The following is a 26,533-nucleotide window of genomic DNA, read 5'->3' as shown; positions in this document are numbered from 1 at the left end:
GATTTCACAGATAACGCAGATTGTGTTTTTTTGCTGCGTGAATCTCTGAAATCTGCCGGAAAAATGATTATTTATAATTCTTCTTCTCTATCATATAATACACTAATGGTACAACCAACAAGGTTAATACCGTTGAAACAATAGTACCTCCCATTAGAGATATGGCTAAACCTTGGAAAATGGGATCAAACAAGATTACAAATGCGCCAATAACAACTGTTCCTGCTGTTAATAAAATAGGTGTTGTACGCACTGCGCCAGCTTCAATGGCAGCTTGTTTAAGGGGTACACCGTCTGCGGTTCTTAAATTGATAAAGTCAATTAGCAATACCGAGTTTCTAACCATAATTCCCGCTAAGGCAATCATTCCAATAAATGATGTTGCTGTAAAAAATGCACCCATAATCCAGTGTCCTAAAATAATTCCGATTAAAGACAAAGGCACCGCAACCATCATTACAATTGGTGCTTTAAAGTTTTGAAACCAGCCTACAATTAAAATATAAATCAAGATAAGCGCACCTAAAAAGGCAATACCTAAATCTCTAAATACTTCTAGAGTAATTTGCCATTCGCCATCCCATTTTACGGTATAGTTATCTTCGTAATCTGGTTGACCTAAATACATTTCATTAAGCTCGTAGCCTTCTGGTAATGGAATTTGTTTCAATTTATCTTCCATTCCTAAAATAGCATAGGCAGGACTTTCCAATTTTCCAGCCATATCGGCCATGACATAAACCACACGTTTTTGGTTTTTACGATAAATACTTTTTGCAGCCGTAGTTTGAGAGATGTCCACCAAATCTGCAATAGGGATCATGTTCCCTTGCTTCGATTTTACGTTTAATTGAGAAATATCGGTAATAGTCGATTTCTCTTTTTCATCTAAAGCCAAAACCAAACCTACTTGATTAACGGCATTTTCATCGTATAAATTCGTGATGGCTCTGTTAGATAAGGCCATATTCATGGTGTAAGCAATTTGTTGCGGGGCAACGCCGTACAACATGGCTTTTTCTTTATTAATTTCGAATTGGTATTCAATCTGGTCGTCTTCAACCATCCAGTCGATATCAACCACATCATCTGTGTTTTTTAAAATATCTTGAATATTATCGGCAATTCTAATTTGCTCCTCGTAATCTGGTCCGTAAACTTCTGCAACTATGGTAGATAGTACAGGCGGTCCTGGTGGGACTTCGACTAATTTAACGTTGGCACCAAACTTCTTAGCAATCTTTTGAATATCTGGACGTAATAATTTAGCGACATCATGACTTTGTGCAGAGCGCTCACTTTTATCAATTAAGTTCACTTGAATATCGGCCATATTGCTTCCGCCACGTAAATCGTAATGACGCACCAAACCGTTAAACGTAATAGGCGCAGAGGTACCAACATAATTCTGGTAACTCACCACTTCTGGCCTTGTGGCTAAGTATTGCGCAATTTCTTTAGCAACAACACCAGTACGCTCTAAGGTGGTGCCTTCTGGCATATCGATAACTACTTGGAATTCATTTTTATTATCAAATGGCAACATTTTTACGGCTACCGAATTGGTTAAAAACAACAGCATAGTCCCCATTAATACGGCAAAGGTTCCGCCTAAAAACATCCAACGTTTTGCTTTGTTTTCTAATAATGGTCTTTCAAGTTTGTTGTATATTTTGTAGATAAGGGTGTGCTCTATGGCTTTTTCTTCCTTTTCTTCTGTTTTCTTTTTGTCTTTTTCTCTCAAGAAAATTAAACCTAAATAAGGTGTAATGGTTAGAGCGACAAACAGAGATAAAATCATGGCGATTGATGCGCCAATTGGCATGGGTGCCATATAAGGCCCCATTAAACCCGATACAAAAGCCATAGGTAATACCGAAGCGATTACGGTAAAAGTGGCTAAGATGGTTGGGTTACCCACCTCGTTAATGGCATACAAAGCAGCTTGTTTAAATGGCAAGCGTTTCATTTTAAAATGCCTATGCATGTTTTCGGCAATAATTATCGAGTCATCGACCACGATTCCTGTAACAAAAACCAAAGCAAAAAGGGTAATTCGGTTTAAGGTATAGTCCATTAAATAATAACTCAACAGGGTTAAGGCAAAGGTGATTGGCACTGATAAAAACACCACCAATCCGCCGCGCCACCCCATGGCTAACATCACAACAATAGTCACCGCAATAATAGACCCTATGAGGTGCAGTAATAGTTCTGATACTTTTTGAGAAGCCGTTTCGCCATAGTTTCTTGTAATTTCTACATGAACATCGTCTGGGATTAAAGTAGCGCGTAAATGCTCAACTTTATCGATAATTACTTCTGCTATTTGCATAGCATCTGCACCTTTGCGTTTCGCAACAGAAATGGTTACAGCAGGGTATTCTGATTTGTATTCTGAAGATTTCACGCTTCCTTTCCCGAAGCCGAGACTCACGTAATTTTGTGGTACTTCTGGACCATCAATAATGTTGGCCACTTGCTTTAAATAAATAGGTTGATTTTGTTGCACCCCAACCACCAAGTTTTCAACATCGGTTACAGTAGCTAAAAAGTTGCCAGTATTTACAAGGAATTCCGTGTCGTTTTTATCAAAACTTCCCGAGCTTAATTGGCTGTTGTTGGCTTTAATCATTTCAGAAACCGACAAGAAATCTAAGCCGCTAGCAGCCAGTTTGTTTTTATCTAAAACTACACGTAATTGACGGTCTCTTCCTCCAATTTTATGGGTAATGGCAACGTCGTTAACCTTATTAATTTCAGACTCCAGTTCTTGCGCCATCCGGCTTAATTGGTAATCGTCGTAGTGCTCGCTCCAAAGTGTTAAACCCAACATCGGCACATCGTCAATGGCACGCGTTTTTATTAAAGGCATGGTGACACCTTGCGGCATTTTATCCATGTGCTTGCTTATTTCGTTGTATAGCTTTACAAATGAGCGCTCAATGTCTTCACCCACATAAAACTGCACGATTACCATCCCTTGTTCTTTCATAGAGGTAGAATACACATATTCTACACCTTTAATATTCGAAATTAATTGCTCTAAAGGCTTAATTACTCGCGATTCTACCTCGGTAGGACTTGCGCCTGGGTAGCCCACAAATATATCGGCCATAGGCACGTCAATTTGTGGTTCTTCCTCACGCGGAATTAAATATGAGCTGTAAACACCAACCACCATAAACACAATCATTAACAGTACTGTTAATTTGGATTGCATAAAGACTTTGGCAATTTTTCCTGCGATTCCTTCTTTCATAATGATTCCTTTTTATTTTACCTCGAAGGAGGTAATCTTTATTTTTTGGGCGTTTTAACAGGCTATCCGTTACAATCTTTTTTTTGCCATATATGGCAGCAAAAAAAGGATTTTCACTACTACCTGCCGGCAGGCAGGTCCTTAACGCGGCTTTATAGTTATTGAATTGAAATTTTAACGCCATTATAAAGCTTCCCTTCAGCGGAAACTATATAAGCTTCATCTGCATTTAAACCCGATAATACTTCTACTTGATCTCCAAAAGTTCTACCTAAACGCAACCAACGTAAAATTGCTGTGTTGCTCTGGCTTACGGTATAAACTCCAGAAAGTTGACCGTTGGTTACAAGGGCTTCTGTTGGAATTAAAACCATGGTAGATTTCGCTTTTCTTTCTACAGGAAATTGAACGGTTGTAAACATACCAGACAGAATATTTGCTTCTGTATTGTCTAAATCAATTTTCACCAGATATTGTCCTCCTGTGTTTTTAGCAGAAGTACTCACTTCGGTAACTTTTCCTTTTAGAGTTTTATTGATGGCTTTTACCACAACATCTACCGATGTACCTTTTTTAATATCTGATATTTCCGATTCTGGCACCATAGCCATAACTTCAAAATCTCCTGGGGTTTCTATGCTTATTAAAGGGACTCCTGGATTTGCCATATTCCCTTCTTCAACGTTTTTACTGGTTACAATGCCCTTAAAAGGCGCTGTAATATTACTATAAGCAAACTGGGCGTTAACTTCGTTTTTCATCTGGGTGGCAGATTCTAAACGTGCTTTTGCCATTTTGTAATGTGCCGTCATATCGTCCATTTCTTTTTGCGAGGCACTATTATCTGCGAATAAATTTTGAAAACGTTTATAATCTTTTTCAGCATTGTTGAAGGCTACGGTAGCTTCGGTAATTCCGGCATTTACTTGGGCGCGTTTCGCTTGTAAATCGGCATTGTTAATCGATACTAATAATTGGCCTTTACGCACTTTATCGCCAACATTAACGTGTACTTTATTAACGTAACCCATCATTCTAGTGCTTAAATCGGCACTATTAGCAGCTTGAATTTTACCGCTTACAGATAAAAACGGACTGTTGCCATTAGCTTGTACTTGATTGACTTTTACAGGAATTGTTGGGCCATTATCAACTGCTTTTTGGTCTTCGCTACCACAACTGGTAAGAAATAATGAAGCTGTAGTTAGTGTAAATAGGTATAGGTATTTTTTCATTGTATTGGTTTTAAAGCCTCGAATTTTCGAGTATTTTGTCTTGATTTTTTATCTTAATTCTATGTTACTCTTTGGTTAAAAATTGTAAATAAGCTTGCGCATAATTATGTTCAAAAATAGTTTGATAATATTCTAACTCTTTTTGTGCGTATTGGGTTTCTGCTGTTAATAAATCTGATGTTTTTTCTAAACCTTCTTTAAACCTATTGGTTCTAATTCTTAAAGATTCTTCAGATTGTTCTAAAGCCAAAGTGTTTAACTTTAATTTGTTTTCAGCATCTATAAAAGCGCGTTTGGCTTTATTTAATTCTAAATTACTTTGCGATACGTATTGTTGGTACTCTAATTTAGATTGTTCAAATTCGGCCTTACTTTTTTGTGCTTTACCAAAACGTTTTGAGCCTTTAAAAATATCCCAACTTAATTGCGCACCAAACAGATAACCATTGGCATCGCCTTGAAAAACTTGGTCGTCGTATAGCTCATAACTACCAAAGGCATTCAATGTTGGTAAAAAGGACATTTTATCGGCTTTATTCATGGCTTCAAAAGCATTGCTGGCCAATTTCATAGCTTTAATGTCTGCACGGTTTTCAGATATATTTTGCGCTTCTATGGTTAGGCTTGCTACCGCTAATTCATCTGATGGTTTGTAAACGACATAGGTATCATCATTCATTAGGAAAGACAAGTAATTTGAAGCATTTTGCACATTGCTTTTTGCTGCTTGTAGTTGGTTTTGAACCTCGGTTACCCGTACTTCAACATTTAAGACATCGGCCCGTTGTAAAAAACCTTGTTTTAAGCTATTATCTGCTAATTTTTTATTGGCATTGGCTGCTTTAAAAGCTTTTTCTAAAACTTCAACAGCCTTATAAGCCAATTGTAATTGCATGTAGGCTTTATTAACTTCAAAGGCTAAATAATCTTCTGTACGCTCGGTTTTTAAAGACATCGCTTCCATTTTAGATTTGGCGGCTTTGCGTTTATATATACCATCGATGTTAATTAGCGGTTGCTGGATTTCGAATTTCGTAGCGTAGTTTTCAATCTGCGACGGATTATTCAATAAGGCAGGATTAAAATCGTTTTGCGTTAAAATTTCCTGATTTAATTTAGAGCCAAAAGCCATTAAAGGGTTTGTGGTCGCTATGGCCGTATGGCTTGCCGTAATATTTGGCAAAAATATGGCGTTTGTTTGCCTAAAATCGGCTCTGGCTTGCTTGAATTCCTGTTCAGAAATTTTAATAGAAGTGTTATTATTTGACACTTTAGACCATACTTCTGTTTTTGAAATTAAAACCACGTCTTGGGCTTGCAAATTGTACAGTCCAAATAAACTAAAAAGTAGAATCGAGTATATTGTTTTTTTCATTTTTAAATTATTTCTGTTACAAAAATAGTGCGTTTAATAAAGCTAGTGGGTAACAAAGGTTACTTAGCAAATGTATCCCAACAAAAAGGATAAAGCAAAGTATTATTAAATGGTTTCGTTTACAAGTCTTATTTTTGCAAACGATATGGATTCACTTACTCAAATAGTATTAGGAGCCGCTGTTGGCGAGGCTGTTTTAGGACGAAAAGTTGGAAATAAAGCCATGCTTTATGGGGCTATTGCTGGAACCATACCAGATTTAGATATACTTAGTTCTCATTTCACAGATACGGTTACCGCCATTCATATCCATCGTGGTTTCACGCACTCTATTTTGTTTGCTGTGCTTTTTGGTGCTCTTTTTGGTTGGTTGGTATCGCGTTACGAGACCTATAAGAATTTTAAAGGTTGGTTTCTGTTGTTTTTTTTAGCCTTTGTTACGCATCCTATTTTAGATGCGCATACCACTTGGGGCACACAATTATTTTGGCCTTTTGATTTAAGGCTAGCTTTTAAATCCATATTTGTTATTGATCCCGTTTATACCTTGCCTTTTTTAGTGTTTTTAATTTTGGCTATGGTACAAAAAAGAACTTCTGAAAAACGGCGGTTTTACAACAACCTAGGTTTGGTAGTAAGTTCTTCTTATTTAATGCTTACAATAATTTTAAAAGGGGTGGCTTACACGCAATTTCAATTGGCTTTAAAAAATCAGGATATTAACTATTTACAGTTAGACACCAGACCTTCACCTTTAAATACCATACTTTGGAGTGCTAATGTAGAAACCGAAAATGCTTATTTATTGGGGAATTATTCGTTTTTTGATACCCAGCCTATTGCTTTTCAAAGCTACCCGAAAAACCATGAGCTTTTAGGTAATCTGTTAGAAAACGAAAAGGTAAAACTTATGATTTCTATTTCTGAAGGTTGGTTTACCATCACAAAAAAGAACGACCAGCTATATTTTAACGATTTGCGATTTGGACTGCTTAGTTTAGAGCCGCAATCTCAAAGTTTCGTTTTTCAGTACAAAATAGATGTAGATAATTTTGGCAATGTGATATTTACAGAAGCACCAAAAGATACTCGTGATGGAAAAAAGTTGTTATCAGACTTATGGCAGCGTTTAAAAGGAAATTAATCTGTGGAAATACCTAAAGATGTATTTGGTTTTCAACCCGCATTTAAACACATGCCATAATTTAAATGTTGGGGTAAAGTCGAAAAATATTTCATTTAGATGTAAAGAAGTTTTATATTGGTGTTTCATAAAAAAAACGCCAAAATGCTAAATAATAAATACGATTTAGGTTTTTTTCCAACGCCTTTGGAGCATATGGGAAATTTATCAAAAAAGTATCCCGATTACAACTTATTTATAAAGCGAGACGATAATTCTGGATTGGCCTCTGGAGGCAATAAAGTTCGTAAATTACAATACTTTATTCACGAGGCTTTAAGCAAAGGTTACAATACCATTATTACTGCTGGAGCACAGCAATCTAACCATTGTAGACAAACCGCTGCGGCCTGTGCTAAAGCAGGTTTAGAGTGCCATTTATTACTTGGGGGTAAAGAACCTGAGCATTACAACGGTAATTTGTTACTTTCACATTTGTTAGGAGCAAAAATTCATTTTACAGGAGACAATAGGAAAGGAGAGGATTTAAATAAGGTTAAAACAAATTTGGAAGCTCAAAACAAAAAGGTGTATGTTGTTCCATATGGTGGTTCTAATACGCTTGGTGCTTTAGGATTTGTAGATGCTGTTCGAGAATTGAAAACCCAATTATTGGAGTTAGATTTAAAAATGGACTATATCTTTTTTGCTTCTGGTTCTGGAGGTACACAAGCGGGATTAAAACTTGGAGTTGATTTGTTTGATTTAGACGCAAAATTAATGCCTGTAAGTATAGATAAATCTGCTTTTGGATCTAAGTCTTTAGATGAAGTTGTATTAGATTTATTACTTGAAGGACAAAAAGGACTTGGTATAAAGCGAGCATATACTATTGAAGACGCTAAACTTATAGCCGATTATAATGCTGCGGGCTACGGTGTGGTAACATCTAACGAGCGGGAAGCTATATTAGAGTTAGCTAAAACTGAAGGTATAATTTTAGATCCCGTATATTCGGGACGTGCGTTTTACGGGATGTTAGATCATCTTAAAACTAAAAAATTAAGAAATCGCAGCAATGTACTTTTCTGGCATACTGGCGGATTGCCGGCTAATTTCTATTACTCTAAAGATTTAAAGCTATAACCAAGCATGGAATCATGCTTAAAAAGTGATCTGCACATGAGAAGAAATGCGTAAAACAAAAAAGCTGAAGATTGCTCTTCAGCTTTTTTAAAGTACTCTATTTGTAGCGAGAGGGGGGCACGATCCCCCGACCTCCGAGTTATGAATCCGACGCTCTAACCAGCTGAGCTACCTCGCCATATTTTAAGGCTGCAAATATATATAACATTATGCTTTACAGCAAACTTTTTGTCAAAAAATTTTATTTTAAAATTATCATAAAAAATCATTATTTAATTAATATCTTGAGCACCACAAATCTTTCTAAACTTATGGACGATAAAATTAAATTTAATATTGAGTTTCCTATTCAGGCATCACCACAATTATTGTATCAATATATCTCTACACCGTCGGGGTTATCCGAATGGTTTGCAGACAATGTGAACTCCCGTGGAGAGTTTTTTACCTTTATTTGGGACGATAGTGAAGAGGCTGCCAAACTTTTAAGTAAAAAAAGTGGAGAGCGTATAAAATTTCAGTGGTTAGCCGATGAAGAAGAGGGTATTAATAGTCATTTTGAAATTAGAATTCAAGTGGATGAAATTACAAAAGACGTCTCTTTGATTATAACCGATTTCGCAGAAGAAGATGAGATAGATGAAGCAAAAATGCTTTGGGAAAACCAGATATCCGACCTAAAACAAGTGTTGGGTTCAGTCTAACTATATCATATAAATAAATTATATTTGCGCCACTCTTAATAAAAATAAGAGTGTTTTTTTTTATGGTAAACTTTAATACACAAATTTTAGAATCAAGTTCTAATCTATCTATACATAGTCGCGGTTTTAATTATGGTGATGCGCTTTTTGAGACCATAAAAATTTCCTACGGAAAAATACTTTTTTGGGAAGACCATTATTTTAGATTAATGGCATCGATGCGTATTATGCGAATGGAAATCCCTATGGATTTTACGATGGAATACCTTGAAGATGAAATTCATAAAACACTTAAAGCAAACCAAATACAGCAGGGGTCTGCCCGCGTGAAATTGATGGTACAAAGACGTGAAGGTGGTTTGTACTTGCCAGAGCATAATACCGTCGATTTTTTAATTACAGCAATTCCTATTGCAGAGGATTTTTACCTGCATAAAACAGATTTCTATGAGGTTGATTTGTTTAAAGATTTTTACGTGGCACCAACCTTGTTGTCTACCTTAAAAACAAACAATAAAGCCATTAACGTGGTAGGGAGTATTTATGCTAAAGAGAATAAACTGGACAATGGCTTGCTATTAAACACCAATAAACATGTTGTCGAAGCATTAAATGGTAATATTTTTGTGGTTAAAGGGCAAGTTATAAAAACACCACCCATTACCGATGGTTGTTTAAAAGGTATAATGAGAAAACAACTTATAGATATTATTAAAACAATTTCAGAGTACGAGCTAGTTGAAGATTCGGTGTCGCCTTTCGAGCTTCAAAAGGCCGACGAAATTTTTATAAGCAATGTTATGGTTGGTATTCAGCCCATAACCAAATACCGAAAAAAAACATTTACCAATGAGGTTTCTAAAATGTTATTGCAAAAATTGAATATAAAAATAAGATTGACCTAGTTATAGCTCGGGTTTTCTGGAGCGTTAGACCAAATGCTATATTCGCCACCAAATTCTAACATTTTCTCCCTCCAAAACGATTCGTAATCTTTTTCAATAATTAAGGCTTTGTAATTGTTGTTGGTTACAACCCAAGAGTTAGCGTTTAATTCGTGATTTAATTGGTTAATTTCCCAACCAGAATACCCCAGGAAAAAGCGAATATCGTTTTCTTTTATTTTTCCATTTTTTATAAGTTCTGCCACTTTACTAAAATCGCCACCCCAGTAAATACCTAAGGAAATTTCAATACTGTTAGGAATTAATTCTGGTACTTTATGTATAAAGTAAAGGTTGTCTTGTTCTACAGGGCCGCCATTATAAACCTTGAAATTAACTTCAATTTCTGGTACCAAATCACTTATACTGTACTTTAAAGGTTTGTTAAGTATAAAACCTATCGAACCTTCTAGTGAGTGATCTGCCAATAAAACAATGGAACGGTTAAAAGAAACATCTCCAATTATTGATGGCTCTGCAATTAACAAATCTCCTTTTTTTGGTTTGATAGAAATCATATAATAATGCAGTTTAGATACTAAAACTAGTATTTATTTATTTAAAATGCAACTCTTTTATAAATTACAATAAAAAAAAGCCTTCGATAAGGAAGGCTTTTTGATAATATATTAAGAATAAATATTAGTTTACGGCATTAGTTAAATCTGATCCAGGTTTAAACTTAACAACGTTTTTGGCTTTTATTTTAATGGTTTCACCAGTTTGAGGATTTCTTCCTTCTCTAGCAGCTCTTTTAGAAACTGACCAAGATCCGAAACCTACTAAAGAAACTCTATTGCCTTTTTGCAAAGCTCCTTCAATTTCAATAAGTGCACATTCTAAAGCTTTTTTTGCAGCAGCTTTTGTAATTCCTGCATGCTCTGCCATGGCATCGATTAAATCTGTTTTGTTCATGATATAAAATTTAATTATTAATAAATTGATTATAGTTATTAATTGTTCTACAAATTTATACGGATTATGCAATCATGCAAGCAATAGCGGGCGAAATACCTCATATTGTTAATAACTTGTTGTTTTTGTTAATAAGCCTTGTGCGTTTGTCGATGTTTTTACGAAATAAGCACGTTTTTTGGTCATAGCATTTGCGCATTGATGTTAAAAGTATAGCCGTTTAATAGCGATTTCACATCCATTGCTCGCTTCCCAGGAAGTTTAATTTCTGTTAAATTAATATATCCATTAGAGACGGCTACCTTTAATTCATTTTTGTTAGAAACAACTTTGCCTATATCTAAAGTGTGTGTTGTCTTTTCTTTTTTTGCACTGTAAATCTTAAGGTCTAATTTTTCGTCATTATTAATTAAAGTACACCAAGCTGCAGGATAGGGGCTTAAACCTCGTATTTTATTGTAAATATTTTCTAAAGTATCATGCCAGTTTATTTTACAGTTTTCTTTATTTAGTTTGTGTGCGGTCTTAATAGTGTCACTATCTATTTGCGGCGTCGTTTCTACCTTGCCTTTTTCTATTAAAGCAACCGTTTTTAAAACGAGTTGGCTACCAATACCCATTAATTTATCGTGCAGGCTTCCTGCATTATCTTCGGCATCAATAGGGGCCTCTTCTTGAAGTATCATTTCGCCAGTATCAATTTTTTCATCAATAAAAAATGTTGAAACTCCAGTCTTAGTTTCCCCATTTATAATAGCCCAATTAATTGGCGCCGCGCCGCGATAGTTTGGCAATAAAGAGGCATGTAAATTAAAGGTGCCATGTTCTGGCATTTGCCAAACTGCCTTTGGTAACATTCTAAAAGCCACTACAATTTGAAGATTAGCATTTAAAGCTTTAAGCTCTTCCAAGAAATCTTCATTTTTTAAATTAGTGGGTTGCAAAATGTTTAAACCAATCGATTTTGCATATTGCTTTACGGCGCTTTCGTTTAATTTTCTTCCACGACCAGCAGGTTTATCTGGGGCCGTAATAACACCCACAATATTATAATTGTTTTCTACTAATATCTTTAAAGTGGCTACTGCAAAATGGGGTGTACCCATAAAAACAATTCTTAAATCTTTCATTTGTTTATTCTTTTTTTTTAAAATTTTGGCGTTCCCCTGCGGGTCGGGCTATCCGTTTCAAGTCCTCGTGCCTGCGGGCTTTTCACTACTATCCCTAACGCGACTATCTGCTAAATATAGTATTATGCCTATTATTTACAACTTGTTTGCATTATTAGTTACAGCTTTTCTAAATATAAGGATTAGAATTAGCTTCTTAATTTATAGGTATTGGTTTGTGTCAAATCAATTATACGATGTTCTAACAATACCTTCAAAGCCGTTTTTAAACCTTGTTCAGAACATTTTAAAGTGCTACTAATTATTCTAGAAGACAGGTCTCCACTTTCAAGTAATTTTACAATTTGTTTCATTAAAGCATTAATATCTTCTGGTTTATTTCTTGTTTTTTTCGAAATGCAAACCGAACAAATGCCACAGGGTTTAAGGTTTTTTTCACCAAAATAACCAAGAAGTTGCATGCTTTTACAAACTGCGTTGTTCTCAATGTATTCAAGCATGCTTTTAACTTGTCCCTGTTTTAATTGATTCTGTTGCTCGATAATTGAGGCGATTCTATTTATAGTTTTATCGTCTTCACGCGGTTGTATAAGGGTAATTTGAGCATCGGTTTTTGCCAAATCGAGCTCAATAATTTCATGATGCTGTAACTTATTTAAAATTTCAATCAATTTTAACTCTGTTGTCGAAGCTTTTTCAGCAATACGTTTTAAATCTACTTTAGTAACATGGTCGCAAATGCCTCCATACATTCTGAGCATAGATTTTACAACAAGACTAAATTCTTGGTGTGTTTCTAGATAGTTAAAAATAGCGGCATTCGAGACAATAAATTGTAGTGTAACTTTATTTTTAAACTGTTTAGAAAGGGTTATTACACTATTTCTGTCTAAAATTAATAAGGCATTATAGCACAATATTGCGTTAAATTTATAGGTTTTGCAGAAGCTATTAAAATCAAAATCGTAGGTGCTGTTTTCGCCTTCTCCATATGAGATTTGAAAATAGCTACACAGTTTCTTGTAAACCTGTTTAACGAAACTTACGGTAGGAAGTACTTTTAGAAATTGGTTTTCAACTAAAATGGCATCGCTATTATTTTTTAAGATAACTGCAAAGGCCTTCTCACCATTTCTACCCGCGCGACCAGCTTCCTGGAAATAACTTTCTATGCTTTCTGGTAAATTTAAATGTATAACCGTTTTTACATCGGGTTTGTCAATACCCATTCCAAAAGCATTTGTGGCGACCATGACTTGTTTTTGGTCGTTAATCCATTGCATCATGTTAATATCTTTCTCATCATTAGAAAGTCCGCCATGATAATAGGTAGCGCTAATATTTTTAGAGGCTAAAAAAGAAGTGAGCTCTAAGGTTGATTTTCTATTTCTAACATAAATAATTGATGATGCTTTATACTTTTTTAAAATGGTTTGAATGCGGTAATATTTATCGTCTTCATGATAAACCATATAGGCTAAATTAGGCCTGTAAAACGACTGTTTAAACAGTTTAGCTTGTATAAAATCGAGTTCTTTTGTGATGTCTTCAATAACTTCTGGTTTTGCCGAAGCTGTTAAAGCAATAACATTTGCACTGGGTTGTAATTGGCGTAAAATTGTGATGTTTTTGTAGGCGGGTCTAAAATCGCTGCCCCATTGCGAGATACAATGTGCCTCATCTACAGCAATTAAATTGACGTGCATTAAACGTATACGGTCTTGCACTATTTCCTGTTGTAAACGTTCTGGCGATAGATATAAAAACTTGTAATTTCCATAAATACAATTGTCTAAAAGCGTGTCTAATTCACTATAAGAAATACCACTTGTTAGCGCCATGGCTTTAATGCCTTTATGTTTAAGTTGCTGCACTTGATCTTTCATAAGTGCGATTAATGGAGAAACAACAATACAGATTCCTGGTTTCGCTAAAGCTGGTATTTGAAAACACAGCGATTTACCCCCGCCTGTAGGAAGTAAAGCGAAGGTGTCTTCGCCTTCTAAAACGGCGTTTATTATAGCCTCTTGGTTGGGTTTAAACGATGTAAATCCCCAATAGCGCTCTAATATGTTTATGGGGTGTTCCATATTACATATTTAGAGTGTTAAGAATGTAGTCTACTCTTTTTTCAACAGTATCAAAAGGCACATCAATTAATGTGTAGTTAAGAGAATGATAGGTTTTAAGGAGGTGTTCATGAATGCCTACAGCTTGCTCAAAACTCTCATATCTCTCGCTATCGCTCACATAAATGTCCTGCCAAGGCTTTAGAATAAAAATAGAGTCGTAAACCGTATCTTTACACACATCCCTAAAATATTTGGGGTACGAATCTCCAATAAAATCCATATAAGCTAAAACATCTGGAACACCACGGTCTAGAAAAACCACTTCTTTGTTTAAGTTTTTGGTTTGGTCGTATTGCTTTTCGCGACCTCGTAAAAGTAATTCGCTAAACAATAGGGGGTTTGTTAGAAATAACTGATCGATACCTTTCTTTTTCGCGTCTATAGTGACCTGTCTCGAAATTTCTTCAAAACACAGGTAACCTCTATTAATCAATTCGTTAATTATGCTAGATTTTCCTGTTCCAGGACCACCAGTTATAACAATTCTTTTAGTATCCAAATAAATAATATTAAGCTGTAAAAATCGGAATTTAACTTCTATAAAAAAAATACAAATAAACAGTATATTTGCAACTTATTAAATAATTTTATGAGCACATCTCCAAATTCGGAAGAATTCTACAAAAAGTTAAAAGGGCAATTAGAGGAAGCGAATAATTGGCCAGCAGAGTATTTGTATAAATTTATAGTAAAATCAAATTTAGATAAGATTGCTAAAATTGATGCCATATTTGATAATATGGGTGCTGTTATTACAACACATGAGTCTAAAAACGGAAAATATACCAGTGTTTCTGTTAGTTTACTCATGAGAAATCCAGATGCAGTCATTGAAAAGTATAAAGAAGTCGCAGAAAAAGTTGAAGGCGTTATAAGTCTTTAGATATTTTTTGTACTTTGCACAAGCATACAAACTACATGCATACAATTTAACTCCACACACTTATTTTGATAAACGAATTAGAATACAATACAGAACGTGAGCATTTAATCATTCCAGAATACGGGCGGCATATACAGAAAATGATTAACTACGCTAAAACCCAAGAAACAAAAGAAGAACGCAATAAATTGGCCAAAGCTATAATTGCTGTAATGGGCAATATGCAACCACATTTAAGAGATGTTCCAGATTTTCAGCACAAATTGTGGGATCAGCTCTTTATCATGTCTAATTTCGAGTTGGATGTCGATTCACCCTTTCCACAACCTTCAAAAGAACTTTTCGAGGAGAAGCCTGAACCCTTAAAATATCCTCAAAATTTCCCTAAATATCGATTCTACGGAAACAATATTAAAACAATGATAGACGTCGCTAATACCTGGGAAGAAGGAGAGCTTAAGGAGGCCTTAATTTATACCATTGCAAATCACATGAAAAAATGTTTTTTAAATTGGAATAAGGATACCGTTCAAGATGCTGTTATTTATGAGCATTTGTATGAATTATCGGAAGGGAAGATAGATTTGAGAAATTCTGAGGAAGACTTATCAGACGCCACAAGCCTAATGCGAACTAAAAGTAAATATGGTAGTTCTGGAAAAAAAGGCGGCCACCAAAAAAAGGGTACGGGTACTCGTAGTAGAAAACGTTATTAAGCGCAAATATGGGAACATTTAAAGTTGAAGGTGGTTATACATTACAAGGAAGTATACAGCCACAAGGTGCGAAAAATGAAGCATTACAAATTTTATGTGCTGTTTTATTAACTCCAGAGCGCGTTACAATACATAATATCCCCGATATTGTAGATGTTAATAAACTCATCGAGTTGTTAAAAAAATTAGGCGTTAAAGTCGAAAAATTATCTCGGTCATCGTACACATTTCAAGCAGATACCATTAATTTAGATTATTTAGAATCACCACAATTTAAAGAGGATGGTAAAGGCTTACGTGGATCTATAATGATAGTTGGTCCTTTATTGGCTCGTTTTGGTAAAGGATATATCCCAAAACCTGGGGGCGACAAGATTGGGCGGCGTCGTTTAGATACGCATTTTGAAGGACTTATAAAGCTTGGTGCCGCTTTTAAATACAGTAAAGAAGATCAGTTTTATGGGGTGGAGGCTGAAAGATTAAAAGGCACATTCATGTTGCTCGAGGAAGCTTCGGTTACTGGTACGGCAAATATAGTTATGGCTGCGGTTTTAGCCGAAGGAAAAACCACTATTTACAATGCAGCTTGCGAACCCTATTTGCAGCAACTTTGTAAAATGCTTAATAGAATGGGTGCCAAAATTACGGGTGTTGGTTCTAATATGTTGGTTATTGAAGGGGTAGAGCGCTTAGGTAGAACCGAGCATACCATGCTTCCAGATATGATAGAAATTGGAAGTTGGATTGGTTTAGCGGCTATGACTAGAAGTGAGTTAACCATTACCAATGTGAGCTGGGACGATTTAGGAGTTATACCTAATGTGTTTAGAAAATTAGGTATTACGGTAGAAAAACGCGGCGACGATATTTATATACCAGCGCATACCAACGGTTACGAAATTCAAAATTATATTGATGGGTCTATTCTAACAATTTCTGATGCACCTTGGCCTGGATTTACACCAGATTTATTAAGTATTGTCTTGGTGGTTGCAACACAGGCTAGAGGTAGTGTTCTAATCCATCAAAAAATGTTTGAAAGTCGTTTGTTTTTTGTGGATAAACTGATTGATATGGGAGCGAAAATCATATTATGCGATCCGCATCGCGCAACCGTTATTGGTCATGATTTTAAATCGACCTTAAAGGCTACTACCATGACATCGCCAGATATACGTGCTGGTGTTTCTTTGCTAATTGCAGCACTTTCTGCAAAAGGAACCTCTACGATAATGAATATAGAACAAATAGATCGTGGTTACGAAAATATTGACGATCGTTTGCGTGCCATTGGAGCGCATATTGAGCGGATTTAATAATACACAGCACGAGCTGTTTTGTGTAGTCGTTTAATTTTTGAATAAATACGAATAAAATATAAACGATTTAAGCAGATTGTACAATAAGAATAGGTGATAAAGTAAAAGCTAAATGTTTTTGTTTTTAATTTCTTTTTTGTAGAGTTTTTCTGCCAATTTAATTTTGAAATGTCGTTTAGTTAAAGCTATAAGTATCAATCTTCGCTATCTTAAATGCTCGTAATATGTACTTAGGGGTCTGTTTTTTGAAATTAGACTTTTTTGATGCTTCTGTATTGCTGAAGCTTTTTTATGCTATGGTCGACATATCATCTGTTTATTCTCCTACCTAAAGTTTTTATATTCTGGTGGATTTCTATGAAGTAAGGTTTACTTTATAACAGAGTAAAGTTTACAAAATCTGAAGTTTTTGTGCCAAAACTCGAGCTGTTCTCAGGATTTTTTTTGGCTTATCTGTATTTAGATTGCAATTTTTTTCTTTTTCAGTAAATAATCTAAACACAACAGTTACACACCTATTGTTTAGGGCTGTTCAAGTATGTTTCAAGCGGTTATACTGTTTTTTATTTAAAGAAAATGCAGTTAGTAATTAACGATTATTCAGATTTAACATACTTTTATTAATAATTATTTACAGTTATTGTTTCTTTTTCTCTCAAAATGAATTATATTTGTGAAATAGGATTTTTTAACAAGATTTTATGTTAATTATTGTTTTGTTTAAAAATGAGTGCTTTAGGGAAAATGTTTTCAATAGAAAATAGCTTCATTTAAAGTGTTCAATTTAATCTCGAATAGCATTAATTAACTCATATTTTTCGAACTAAAGGATTTAAGTCAAAATATTAAGTTTATAAAGTAAATAATTAATTAATAAAGGTTATATGAGTTAAAACTACATTCTTTTTTTTTAGGAAAAATCATTTTTAATAAGACCTGATGCTTGTTCAAAATATCAGCAGACTAAAGTTTTTTATGGAATTGAACTTGTTAGTTTATCTAAAAAAGTTTTGAAAATATTTTTCGCTGTATTCTGATTAAAATATTGGTTTTTTAATTAAAAATATGAGTCTAATTTAATGAGTGAATTTGAAATAACGTATTTATTCGAACCTAAGACCAAGTCTTTACTTAAAAACACTTATTTGCAAATATTCATGATTAAACAGAGTATCATAGTTTCCACTAGCATAATCAACTAAACAAGAGATTGAATATAAAATATTCTTTTTTGGATTTAGTGTTTAAATGGTTAGTTCTAGCTTAAAATAGTTCTAGCTTAAAATGTTTTATGGTACAAAAACTGTACGACTTTACTCCATCTCAAACATTAACAGTAGCACTTAAAAAACTTAGGCGTTTTTAAGAATTATAAAACTTATCCTACATACTTTATGAAAAAAAATACGATACCTCAATTAAGAATCTGTAATCTAATTACCGCATGGATAAATGGTATAAAAAATTACGACAGTTCATTATTCCACAAAACTCAATTTGGAGTAATGGCTGGCATACTTGTTTTAAGCTTGTTCACATCTTTTGGTGCGGTAGCTCAGCAAGATGTAACGACCATTTATGGTGATCAGGGAGGTTTTTATCAATCTTCTGAATTGTTGAGAGTAACAGCCAATGATTCTAATAATCTTATTGGTTTTACTGTTGGCGCTAACACTTACTCTACGGGTGTAAACGATAATATTTTAACTTCAAATGGAGTGTCTTTTACGCCTGCCGAGTTTCAAGCTTTTCCAATGCCAGATGTTGTTAATTACTCTGCTCAAGAGTTGGTTGGTATTGCTTACAATTGGGGCGGTACCAATCAAACTAATGCGCCAACTGATTATATAAGAACTTTTAGTCCTATTAACCCAGCCTATTTTATTCAAGATGGAATAAATGGTCTGGAGTTAAGTACCAATTTTTTTAATATTAATGCACAAGATTTTACCTATAATAGCGTAATTATAAATTTACCCACAAGTATTAGCAATGCGCCAGCTATAATTGCGACGCAAACGGGTGCACCAAGCGGGAGTGATACATTTAAATTTACAGATGCTTTGGGTAACACTGTTGGGAATGCTGTAACGGTAGGTTTTTCTTCAGTACCAGTAGTAGGTGGCGTGGATTGGACGATTTACAATATTGACACAGCAACAGGGAGTGTAAACAACCTTTTTGGTGCAAATACTTATCGAGATTTGAGGGTTTTAACTTTTAGCTTATTAGATTTTGGTATAACTTCTGGCAACGCTTTGTTAATTGAAAATTTTGTGCACAGAACCTCTGGAAATACAGATATTGCCTTTACGGCATTTAACAAAAATAGCATTGCTGTAAATCCTGTAGACCTCAGTGTTACGGCATCTATAGTGCCTAATACTACCTTATGCTCTGGTGTTGTAAATTTCGAGGCTACGGTAACTAACTCAGGTTCTAATATCTCTAATGGTTTCGAAGTGGATCTCCCGTTACCTATAGGTTATACTTACTCAAGCGATAATGCTTCTTTTTCTGTAGGGTCCTCTGGTGTGGCAACATTTAACTCGACAACAAGTACTTGGTCTATAAGCTTATTAGAGCCGGGAGAAAACGTTACGCTAACCTTAGAGGCAACTGCTTCTGCCCCCATTCAGCCCGTTACACTAAACGCTAATATTGTAAATATTGCCGAAGTAGATATAAATACGAGTAATAATTCGTTTTCAATCGCGCGAAGCGATACAGATTGTGATGGTGTTTTTAATAGAGATGATTTAGACGACGATAACGACGGTATTTTAGATACAGAAGAAAATAAGGTAAGAGTTCCTGGCGCATTTGGAAGTCTTAGTTACGAGTTCTATAATACGGCACCATCTGGTAACACTGTGGATAATATACCTAATTCAGGGGCTTTTGCTTCAGGAACAATAAACGATTTTGATGTAACAGCTTTATGTACCGCTTTATCAGGAAACATTAATAATTTTTCAATACGCTATACGGGGTATATAAATATTACCACCGCCGACACGTACAGATTTTATACACGGTCGGACGATGGGTCGAAGCTTTTCATCAATGGAGTAGAAGTTGTCGACAACGATGGTAATCACGGTGCTCGAACCAGATTTGGGGATATTACACTAAATTCTGGAGTATATCCTATTAGTGTTTTGTATTACGAGCGTGGTGGAGCAGAAAACTTAAGTGTAAGTTATAGTAGCAGTAGTATAAGTGAAACTGAAGTACCTTTCTCTATATTGGCTCCTGTAGCGTTTACAATGGATGAAAATAAAGGTACCGACGGTGACGGTATTCCAGACCGCTTGGATTTAGATTCTGATAACGATGGTTGTTACGATGTTGTAGAATCTGGAGGAGTTGATGCTAATAACGATGGTGTGTTAGACGGTACTGGAGTTGATGCCGATGGTTTGGTTACGGGAGGCGCAGGCGGTTATAACGGACTTACAGGTAATGAAACAAGAGCAGTAAGAGCTACAATTACCTCAGGACTTGTTGACCAAACAATTAATGTGGGATCCGCAGCGTTATTTAATGTTTCTGCTCGAGCCGATTTAACCACTGTTTTTACAGGTTCCATTACGAACAGGACACCTGATTACTTAAATCTTGGAAACGCTAGTGCTAAACTTAATTATCAGTGGTATTACGCCGATGCAGGAGGAGCCATAACCATACCAGGTACGACTGTGCAAGGTACCATTATAACTGGAGCTAATAGCCCATATTATAGTATTACTTCTGTAAATTTAGCTTTAGATGGCAGGACGTATTATGTTGTGGTAACTCATGAGGAGAATGTTTGTGTTCTTTTTGTAGAATCGGCAACCCTAACGGTTGAAGATCCTTGTAGTGAAGGCGCTATAGTTGGAACACCCACAGCAAACGATCCAGATGGAGATGGCGTTAATAATATATGCGATTTAGATGATGATAACGACGGTATTTTAGATGTTTATGAGGTAGAATCTGTTGTGCTTGGTGCCACAGGGAGTTTAAACTACGAGTTTTATAATTCGCCACCAGCAGGCAATACTGTAGATAATATCCCAAACTCAGGTGCTTTTGCCACAGGCGCAGTAGGTGATTTTGATGTAACTGTTTTAAGTAGAGCATTAACAGGTAGCACTAATAATTTTTCTGTTCGTTATACAGGGTTTATAAATATTACTTCTGCTGATACTTATAGATTTTATACACGGTCGGATGATGGTTCGAAACTTTTTATCGATGGTATAGAAGTTGTTGATAACGATGGTAACCACAGTGCTCGAGAAAGATTTGGTGATATTTATCTTACTTCTGGTGTTTATCCAATTACCATTTTGTTTTATGAGCGTAGTGGGAATCAAACCTTAACTGTAAGCTATAGTAGTAGCACAATAAACAAAACCAACGTACCATTTAGTACCCTATCTACACATACTACTTTTATAGAAAGAGATACAGACCGAGATGGTACTCCAGATCGATTGGATTTAGACTCAGATAACGATGGTTGTTTTGATGTTGTAGAATCTGGTGGAATTGATGCCAATAACGATGGTAGGTTAGACGGTACAGGTTTCGATAGTAACGGTTTAGTTACTGGAGGTGTTGGAGGTTATGATGGTGTTAATGGTACAGAAATTATTAGTGATGTTATTAGTAATTTAAGTATAGCGCCAAACCCTGCTGAATTTTGTGAAGGAGCTAACGCTACTATTACAGTCACGTCTACTGGACTTCGAGTAACTGATTTTGGTACAACTGGAACAACTACTGATGATACAACTATTGCTATTCCAACAGGCGATTATGCATACACTTGGTATTTAGGAGCGAGTACAACACCTTTAACCGATGTGGCGCCCTATTCAGGTACGAGTACAGCAACTTTAAATATTAGTAATATTCCAATTGGTTTTGATGGTAACGATTATAGAGTTGAGGTGTATTCCACCAATAATGGGTGTTCGCAGGAAGAAACAATCAGCATCACGGTTACAGCATTACCTAATGCGGGAGTTAGTAATGGCGCCATAGCCATCTGTTCCACAGAAAGTATTAGTGAAACCGATTTATTTTCAAATTTAACAGGCGCGGATTCTGGTGGTGCATGGACAGATTCGAGCGGTACAGCGGTAAGCTTTCCGATCACAGCAGCCGATACCTATAGATATACCGTAACAGGATCTGGAGCTTGTGCTACAGAGACGGCTACATCAACGGTAGAAGTAACGGTAACCCCAGCACCCAATGCGGGCGTATTTAGCACTCCTACCTTAACCTTAACAGAGGGAGACATTATAACTGAAACAACAAATGGAGATATTGGAGGAACTTATACATCTTCCGATCCAAGTGTTTTAACGGTTGATTCCACTACTGGTTTTATTACAGCTATTAATGACGGTACGGCAACCGTTACTTATACGGTATCAGCAACACCACCATGTAGTACAGATGCGACAGCTACTATTGATGTAACCGTTGTTGTTCCAGTAATAGTTGCTAATGCTGACAGTTCAGGGCCAATCAACGGGGCAACGGGCGGAGATGCCGGTATTAATGTATTAGGTAACGATACTTTAAACGGTGTAGCAGTAAATCCAGCGGACGTGACAATCACATCGACAGCAACTACTGAATTAGCGGTAAATACAGACGGTACAGTTACGGTAACGGCAGGGACACCAGCAGGCACTTATACCATTGATTACACGATTTGTGAGAACAACAACCCAACGAATTGTAGTACAGCAAGCGTAACCATCACGGTAGAAGCTCCAGCAATAGTTGCTAATGCTGACAGTTCAGGCCCAATCAACGGGGCAACGGGCGGAGATGCCGGTATTAATGTATTAGGTAACGATACTTTAAACGGTGTGCCAGTAAATCCAGCGGACGTGACAATCACATCGACAGCAACTACTGAATTAGCGGTAAATACAGACGGTACAGTTACGGTAACGGCAGGGACACCAGCAGGCACTTATACCATTGATTACACGATTTGTGAGAACAATAACCCAACGAATTGTAGTACAGCAAGCGTAACCATCACGGTAGAAGCTCCAGCAATAGTTGCTAATGCTGACAGTTCAGGGCCAATCAACGGGGCAACGGGCGGAGATGCCGGTATTAATGTATTAGGTAACGATACTTTAAACGGTGTGCCAGTAAATCCAGCGGATGTCACGATCACATCAACTGCAACACCAGAATTAAGTGTAAATCTAGATGGTACGGTTACGGTAACCCCAGGGACACCAGCAGGCACTTATACCATTGATTACACGATTTGCGAGAACAACAACCCAACGAATTGTAGTACAGCAAGCGTAACCATCACGGTAGAAGCTCCAGCAATAGTTGCTAATGCTGACAGTTCAGGCCCAATCAACGGGGCAACGGGCGGAGATGCCGGTATTAATGTATTAGGTAACGATACTTTAAACGGTGTGCCAGTAAATCCAGCGGATGTAACAATCACATCGACAGCAACTACTGAATTAGCGGTAAATACAGACGGTACAGTTACGGTAACGGCAGGGACACCAGCAGGCACTTATACCATTGATTACACGATTTGTGAGAACAACAACCCAACGAATTGTAGTACAGCAAGCGTAACCATCACGGTAGAAGCTCCAGCAATAGTTGCTAATGCTGACACTGCAGGCCCAATCAACGGCTTCGATGGTGGAGATGCAGGCATCAATGTTTTAGATAATGATACCTTAAACGGTGTGCCAGTAAATCCAGCGGATGTAACAATCACATCGACAGCTACTACTGAATTGACGGTAAATACAGACGGTACAGTTACGGTAACGGCAGGGACACCAGCAGGCACTTATACCATTGATTACACGATTTGTGAGAACAATAACCCAACCAACTGTGATGTGGCTGCAGTTACAATCACGGTAGAAGCTCCAGCAATAGTTGCTAATGCTGACACTGCAGGCCCAATCAACGGCTTCGATGGTGGAGATGCAGGAATCAATGTGTTAATTAACGATACTTTAAACGGTGTAGCAGTAAATCCAGCGGATGTCACGATCACATCAACTGCAACACCAGAATTAAGTGTAAATCTAGATGGTACGGTTACGGTAACCCCAGGGACACCAGCAGGCGTATATACTATTGATTACACAATTTGCGAGAACAATAACCCAACCAACTGTGATGTGGCTACAGTTACAATCACGGTAGAGGCTCCAGCAATAGTTGCTAATCCTGACAGTTCAGGGCCAATCAACGGGGCAACGGGCGGAGATGCCGGTATTAATGTATTAGGTAACGATACTTTAAACGGTGTGCCAGTAAATCCAGCGGATGTGACAATCACATCAACAGCCACGCCAGAATTAACCGTGAATACAGACGGTACGGTTACGGTAACGGCAGGGACACCAGCAGGCACTTATACTATTGATTACACAATTTGCGAGAACAATAACCCAACCAACTGTGATGTGGCTACAGTTACAATCACGGTAGAAGCTCCAGTAATAGTTGCTAATGCTGACAGTTCAGCACCAATCAACGGGGCAACGGGCGGAGATGCCGGTATTAATGTATTAGGTAACGATACTTTAAACGGTGTGCCAGTAAATCCAGCGGATGTCACGATCACATCAACTGCAACACCAGAATTAAGTGTAAATCTAGATGGTACGGTTACGGTAACCCCAGGGACACCAGCAGGCACTTATACCATTGATTACACGATTTGCGAGAACAACAACCCAACGAATTGTAGTACAGCAAGCGTAACCATCACGGTAGAAGCTCCAGCAATAGTTGCTAATGCTGACACTGCAGGCCCAATCAACGGCTTCGATGGTGGAGATGCAGGAATCAATGTGTTAATTAACGATACTTTAAACGGTGTAGCAGTAAATCCAGCGGATGTCACGATCACATCAACTGCAACACCAGAATTAAGTGTAAATCTAGATGGTACGGTTACGGTAACCCCAGGGACACCAGCAGGCGTATATACTATTGATTACACAATTTGCGAGAACAATAACCCAACCAACTGTGATGTGGCTACAGTTACAATCACGGTAGAGGCTCCAGCAATAGTTGCTAATCCTGACAGTTCAGGGCCAATCAACGGGGCAACGGGCGGAGATGCCGGTATTAATGTATTAGGTAACGATACTTTAAACGGTGTAGCAGTAAATCCAGCGGACGTGACAATCACATCGACAGCAACTACTGAATTAGCGGTAAATACAGACGGTACAGTTACGGTAACGGCAGGGACACCAGCAGGCACTTATACCATTGATTACACGATTTGTGAGAACAACAACCCAACGAATTGTAGTACAGCAAGCGTAACCATCACGGTAGAAGCCCCAGTAATAATTGCTGTAGATGACAGTGCAGGCCCAATCAACGGCTTCGATGGTGGAGATGCAGGCATCAATGTCTTAGATAATGATACCTTAAACGGTTTACCAGTAGTGCCATCGGATGTGACGATAACATCGACTGCGACGCCAGAATTAACCGTGAATTCAGATGGTACAGTTACAGTGACACCTGGAACTCCTGGCGGGATATATAGTGTTACTTATATGCTTTGCGAGAATAATAATCCGACTAACTGCGATACAGCTACCGTAACGGTTGATGTAGCAGCTTGTCCATCTCCAGTAGATACCGATGGCGATGGTCTTAGCGATTGTGAAGAAACCACAGGAATTGACGATCCAAGAACCACTGCAATTCCAGATGGAATAAGCGATCCTCTAGATCCATGCGATCCGGGAGTTGTTTTAGGAGATTTAAACAATCCGATATGGTCTAATGCCGATTGTGATGGAGATGGTGTAACCAATGCCGATGAAGTTGATCCAGATGGAGACGGTATTGCGAATACTGATGGTACAGAAACCAATCCTCTTGATGCTTGTAGTTTTAATGCATCAAATATTACCTTGCCAGTAACGACTAATGTTGTATGTCAAGCGGCCATAGAAGTGACTAAAACGGCAGATTTTTCTGAAACTAATATAGGAGACCTAATTAATTATACTATCGAAGTTGAAAATATTGGGAATGTGATATTATCTGGTCTTGAATTGAATGACATATTTACCGATGCGCAAGACAATGCCTTAAGCTTAAGTAATTTGCCAACATTTGTGAGCTCATCTTTAAATAGTGAAGAGGGCACTTTATTGCCTGGAGAGATTGCTATTTATACTGCGCGCTTTACCATTAACCAACAAGCCATCACGGCAGGCGGTGTATCTAATACAGTTAATATTTCGGCAGTAGGAACAAACAATGGAGAAGTTGTTCGAGCTTCAAGTGGTGTAGAGACCGAATTAGGATGTCTAGTTACATTTAATTTATTCTCACCAAACGGCGATGGTAATAACGATACCTTTATAATTAACTGTATTGAAAATTACCCTAATAACACACTAGAGGTTTATAATCGTTGGGGTAATTTGGTTTACCGTAAAACGGGTTATAATAATGATTGGGATGGCACATCAAACGGGCGCTCGGTTATAAGAGCCTCAGAGAAACTTCCTGTAGGTACCTATTATTATGTATTAGACTTAGGAGATGGTAATAAACCTAAAGTAGGATGGTTATATATAAACAGATAAAAAATTCT

General features: G+C 36.9%; 16 protein-coding genes and 1 tRNA gene. 8 read left to right on the top strand and 9 right to left on the bottom strand.

Annotated features, from left to right (window positions below):
• Nucleotides 1-67 precede the first annotated feature (67 nt).
• The 3 genes from FEZ18_RS02035 to FEZ18_RS02025 all read right to left on the bottom strand — a co-directional run bounded on the left by FEZ18_RS02035 (nucleotide 68) and on the right by FEZ18_RS02025 (nucleotide 5,872).
• Nucleotides 68-3,262: an efflux RND transporter permease subunit gene (locus FEZ18_RS02035; protein ID WP_153266772.1), complete on the bottom strand. Its 3,195-nt coding sequence runs from the start codon at nucleotides 3,260-3,262 to the stop codon at nucleotides 68-70.
• A 158-nt stretch (nucleotides 3,263-3,420) separates the two neighbouring features.
• The gene (locus FEZ18_RS02030; protein WP_153266771.1) at nucleotides 3,421-4,497 is read right to left on the bottom strand and encodes an efflux RND transporter periplasmic adaptor subunit; all 1,077 of its coding nucleotides are present in this window, start codon (nucleotides 4,495-4,497) and stop codon (nucleotides 3,421-3,423) included.
• A 64-nt stretch (nucleotides 4,498-4,561) separates the two neighbouring features.
• On the bottom strand, nucleotides 4,562-5,872 hold the full coding sequence (locus FEZ18_RS02025; protein WP_153266770.1) for a TolC family protein: 1,311 nt from the start codon (nucleotides 5,870-5,872) through the stop codon (nucleotides 4,562-4,564).
• A gap of 145 nt (nucleotides 5,873-6,017) precedes the next feature.
• Between FEZ18_RS02025 and FEZ18_RS02020 the strand changes: the two genes are divergently transcribed.
• Nucleotides 6,018-7,016, top strand: coding sequence for a metal-dependent hydrolase (locus FEZ18_RS02020; RefSeq protein WP_153266769.1), 999 nt, complete (start codon nucleotides 6,018-6,020; stop codon nucleotides 7,014-7,016).
• Nucleotides 7,017-7,160: 144 nt separating this feature from the next.
• Nucleotides 7,161-8,141 (top strand): D-cysteine desulfhydrase family protein, encoded by a 981-nt coding sequence (locus FEZ18_RS02015; protein ID WP_153266768.1) that lies wholly within the window; start codon nucleotides 7,161-7,163, stop codon nucleotides 8,139-8,141.
• 104 nt (nucleotides 8,142-8,245) lie between these two features.
• On the opposite strand, the gene FEZ18_RS02010 is transcribed toward FEZ18_RS02015, so the two are convergent.
• Nucleotides 8,246-8,319 (bottom strand) — tRNA-Met (locus tag FEZ18_RS02010).
• Nucleotides 8,320-8,452: 133 nt separating this feature from the next.
• Between FEZ18_RS02010 and FEZ18_RS02005 the strand changes: the two genes are divergently transcribed.
• A complete protein-coding gene (locus FEZ18_RS02005; protein WP_153266767.1) occupies nucleotides 8,453-8,845 on the top strand; it encodes an START-like domain-containing protein in 393 nt (130 codons plus the stop codon).
• A gap of 62 nt (nucleotides 8,846-8,907) precedes the next feature.
• Nucleotides 8,908-9,750 (top strand): aminotransferase class IV, encoded by an 843-nt coding sequence (locus FEZ18_RS02000; RefSeq protein ID WP_153266766.1) that lies wholly within the window; start codon nucleotides 8,908-8,910, stop codon nucleotides 9,748-9,750.
• Here FEZ18_RS02000 and FEZ18_RS01995 read toward each other — a convergent pair.
• The 5 genes from FEZ18_RS01995 to FEZ18_RS01975 form a co-directional block, all read right to left on the bottom strand.
• Nucleotides 9,747-10,307 carry a YqgE/AlgH family protein gene (locus FEZ18_RS01995; protein WP_153266765.1) on the bottom strand — a complete coding sequence of 187 codons (561 nt, stop codon included), beginning with the start codon at nucleotides 10,305-10,307 and terminating at the stop codon, nucleotides 9,747-9,749. The two genes, FEZ18_RS02000 and FEZ18_RS01995, sit on opposite strands and share 4 nt — an antisense overlap.
• A 124-nt stretch (nucleotides 10,308-10,431) precedes the next feature.
• Complete coding sequence (locus FEZ18_RS01990) at nucleotides 10,432-10,704, bottom strand: HU family DNA-binding protein (RefSeq protein WP_153266764.1); 273 nt, start codon at nucleotides 10,702-10,704, stop codon at nucleotides 10,432-10,434.
• Between the two features lie 182 nt (nucleotides 10,705-10,886).
• Nucleotides 10,887-11,834: a methionyl-tRNA formyltransferase gene (fmt, locus tag FEZ18_RS01985; RefSeq protein WP_153266763.1), complete on the bottom strand. Its 948-nt coding sequence runs from the start codon at nucleotides 11,832-11,834 to the stop codon at nucleotides 10,887-10,889.
• A gap of 188 nt (nucleotides 11,835-12,022) precedes the next feature.
• Nucleotides 12,023-13,924 carry an ATP-dependent DNA helicase RecQ gene (locus FEZ18_RS01980; RefSeq protein ID WP_153266762.1) on the bottom strand — a complete coding sequence of 634 codons (1,902 nt, stop codon included), beginning with the start codon at nucleotides 13,922-13,924 and terminating at the stop codon, nucleotides 12,023-12,025.
• 1 nt (nucleotide 13,925) lies between these two features.
• Nucleotides 13,926-14,465, bottom strand: coding sequence for an AAA family ATPase (locus FEZ18_RS01975; RefSeq protein ID WP_153266761.1), 540 nt, complete (start codon nucleotides 14,463-14,465; stop codon nucleotides 13,926-13,928).
• 90 nt (nucleotides 14,466-14,555) lie between these two features.
• Here FEZ18_RS01975 and FEZ18_RS01970 point away from each other — a divergent pair, with 90 nt between their 5' ends.
• The 4 genes from FEZ18_RS01970 (at nucleotide 14,556) to FEZ18_RS01955 (ending at nucleotide 26,525) form a co-directional block, all read left to right on the top strand.
• The gene (locus tag FEZ18_RS01970) at nucleotides 14,556-14,849 is read left to right on the top strand and encodes a DUF493 family protein (protein WP_153266760.1); all 294 of its coding nucleotides are present in this window, start codon (nucleotides 14,556-14,558) and stop codon (nucleotides 14,847-14,849) included.
• 65 nt (nucleotides 14,850-14,914) lie between these two features.
• The gene (locus FEZ18_RS01965) at nucleotides 14,915-15,565 is read left to right on the top strand and encodes a DUF4290 domain-containing protein (protein WP_153266759.1); all 651 of its coding nucleotides are present in this window, start codon (nucleotides 14,915-14,917) and stop codon (nucleotides 15,563-15,565) included.
• A gap of 8 nt (nucleotides 15,566-15,573) precedes the next feature.
• Nucleotides 15,574-16,881: a UDP-N-acetylglucosamine 1-carboxyvinyltransferase gene (gene murA, locus FEZ18_RS01960; protein WP_153266758.1), complete on the top strand. Its 1,308-nt coding sequence runs from the start codon at nucleotides 15,574-15,576 to the stop codon at nucleotides 16,879-16,881.
• A 1,397-nt stretch (nucleotides 16,882-18,278) separates the two neighbouring features.
• A complete protein-coding gene (locus FEZ18_RS01955) occupies nucleotides 18,279-26,525 on the top strand; it encodes a PA14 domain-containing protein (protein WP_153266757.1) in 8,247 nt (2,748 codons plus the stop codon).
• Nucleotides 26,526-26,533: the final 8 nt, after the last annotated feature.

This window comes from Oceanihabitans sp. IOP_32, assembly GCF_009498295.1.
Classification (GTDB): domain Bacteria; phylum Bacteroidota; class Bacteroidia; order Flavobacteriales; family Flavobacteriaceae; genus Wocania; species Wocania indica.
Note: the sequence above shows the minus strand (reverse complement) of the source record. Positions and strands in the feature narration are given on the sequence as shown.

Bases quoted from the DNA above. Each gene is read 5' to 3' on its own strand.
- FEZ18_RS02035 (WP_153266772.1), bottom strand. From the start codon at position 3,262: ATGAAAGAAGGAATCGCAGGAAAAATTGCCAAAGTCTTTATGCAATCC.
- FEZ18_RS02030 (WP_153266771.1), bottom strand. From the start codon at position 4,497: ATGAAAAAATACCTATACCTATTTACACTAACTACAGCTTCATTATTT.
- FEZ18_RS02025 (WP_153266770.1), bottom strand. From the start codon at position 5,872: ATGAAAAAAACAATATACTCGATTCTACTTTTTAGTTTATTTGGACTG.
- FEZ18_RS02020 (WP_153266769.1), top strand. From the start codon at position 6,018: ATGGATTCACTTACTCAAATAGTATTAGGAGCCGCTGTTGGCGAGGCT.
- FEZ18_RS02015 (WP_153266768.1), top strand. From the start codon at position 7,161: ATGCTAAATAATAAATACGATTTAGGTTTTTTTCCAACGCCTTTGGAG.
- FEZ18_RS02005 (WP_153266767.1), top strand. From the start codon at position 8,453: ATGGACGATAAAATTAAATTTAATATTGAGTTTCCTATTCAGGCATCA.
- FEZ18_RS02000 (WP_153266766.1), top strand. From the start codon at position 8,908: ATGGTAAACTTTAATACACAAATTTTAGAATCAAGTTCTAATCTATCT.
- FEZ18_RS01995 (WP_153266765.1), bottom strand. From the start codon at position 10,307: ATGATTTCTATCAAACCAAAAAAAGGAGATTTGTTAATTGCAGAGCCA.
- FEZ18_RS01990 (WP_153266764.1), bottom strand. From the start codon at position 10,704: ATGAACAAAACAGATTTAATCGATGCCATGGCAGAGCATGCAGGAATT.
- fmt (WP_153266763.1), bottom strand. From the start codon at position 11,834: ATGAAAGATTTAAGAATTGTTTTTATGGGTACACCCCATTTTGCAGTA.
- FEZ18_RS01980 (WP_153266762.1), bottom strand. From the start codon at position 13,924: ATGGAACACCCCATAAACATATTAGAGCGCTATTGGGGATTTACATCG.
- FEZ18_RS01970 (WP_153266760.1), top strand. From the start codon at position 14,556: ATGAGCACATCTCCAAATTCGGAAGAATTCTACAAAAAGTTAAAAGGG.
- murA (WP_153266758.1), top strand. From the start codon at position 15,574: ATGGGAACATTTAAAGTTGAAGGTGGTTATACATTACAAGGAAGTATA.
- FEZ18_RS01955 (WP_153266757.1), top strand. From the start codon at position 18,279: ATGAAAAAAAATACGATACCTCAATTAAGAATCTGTAATCTAATTACC.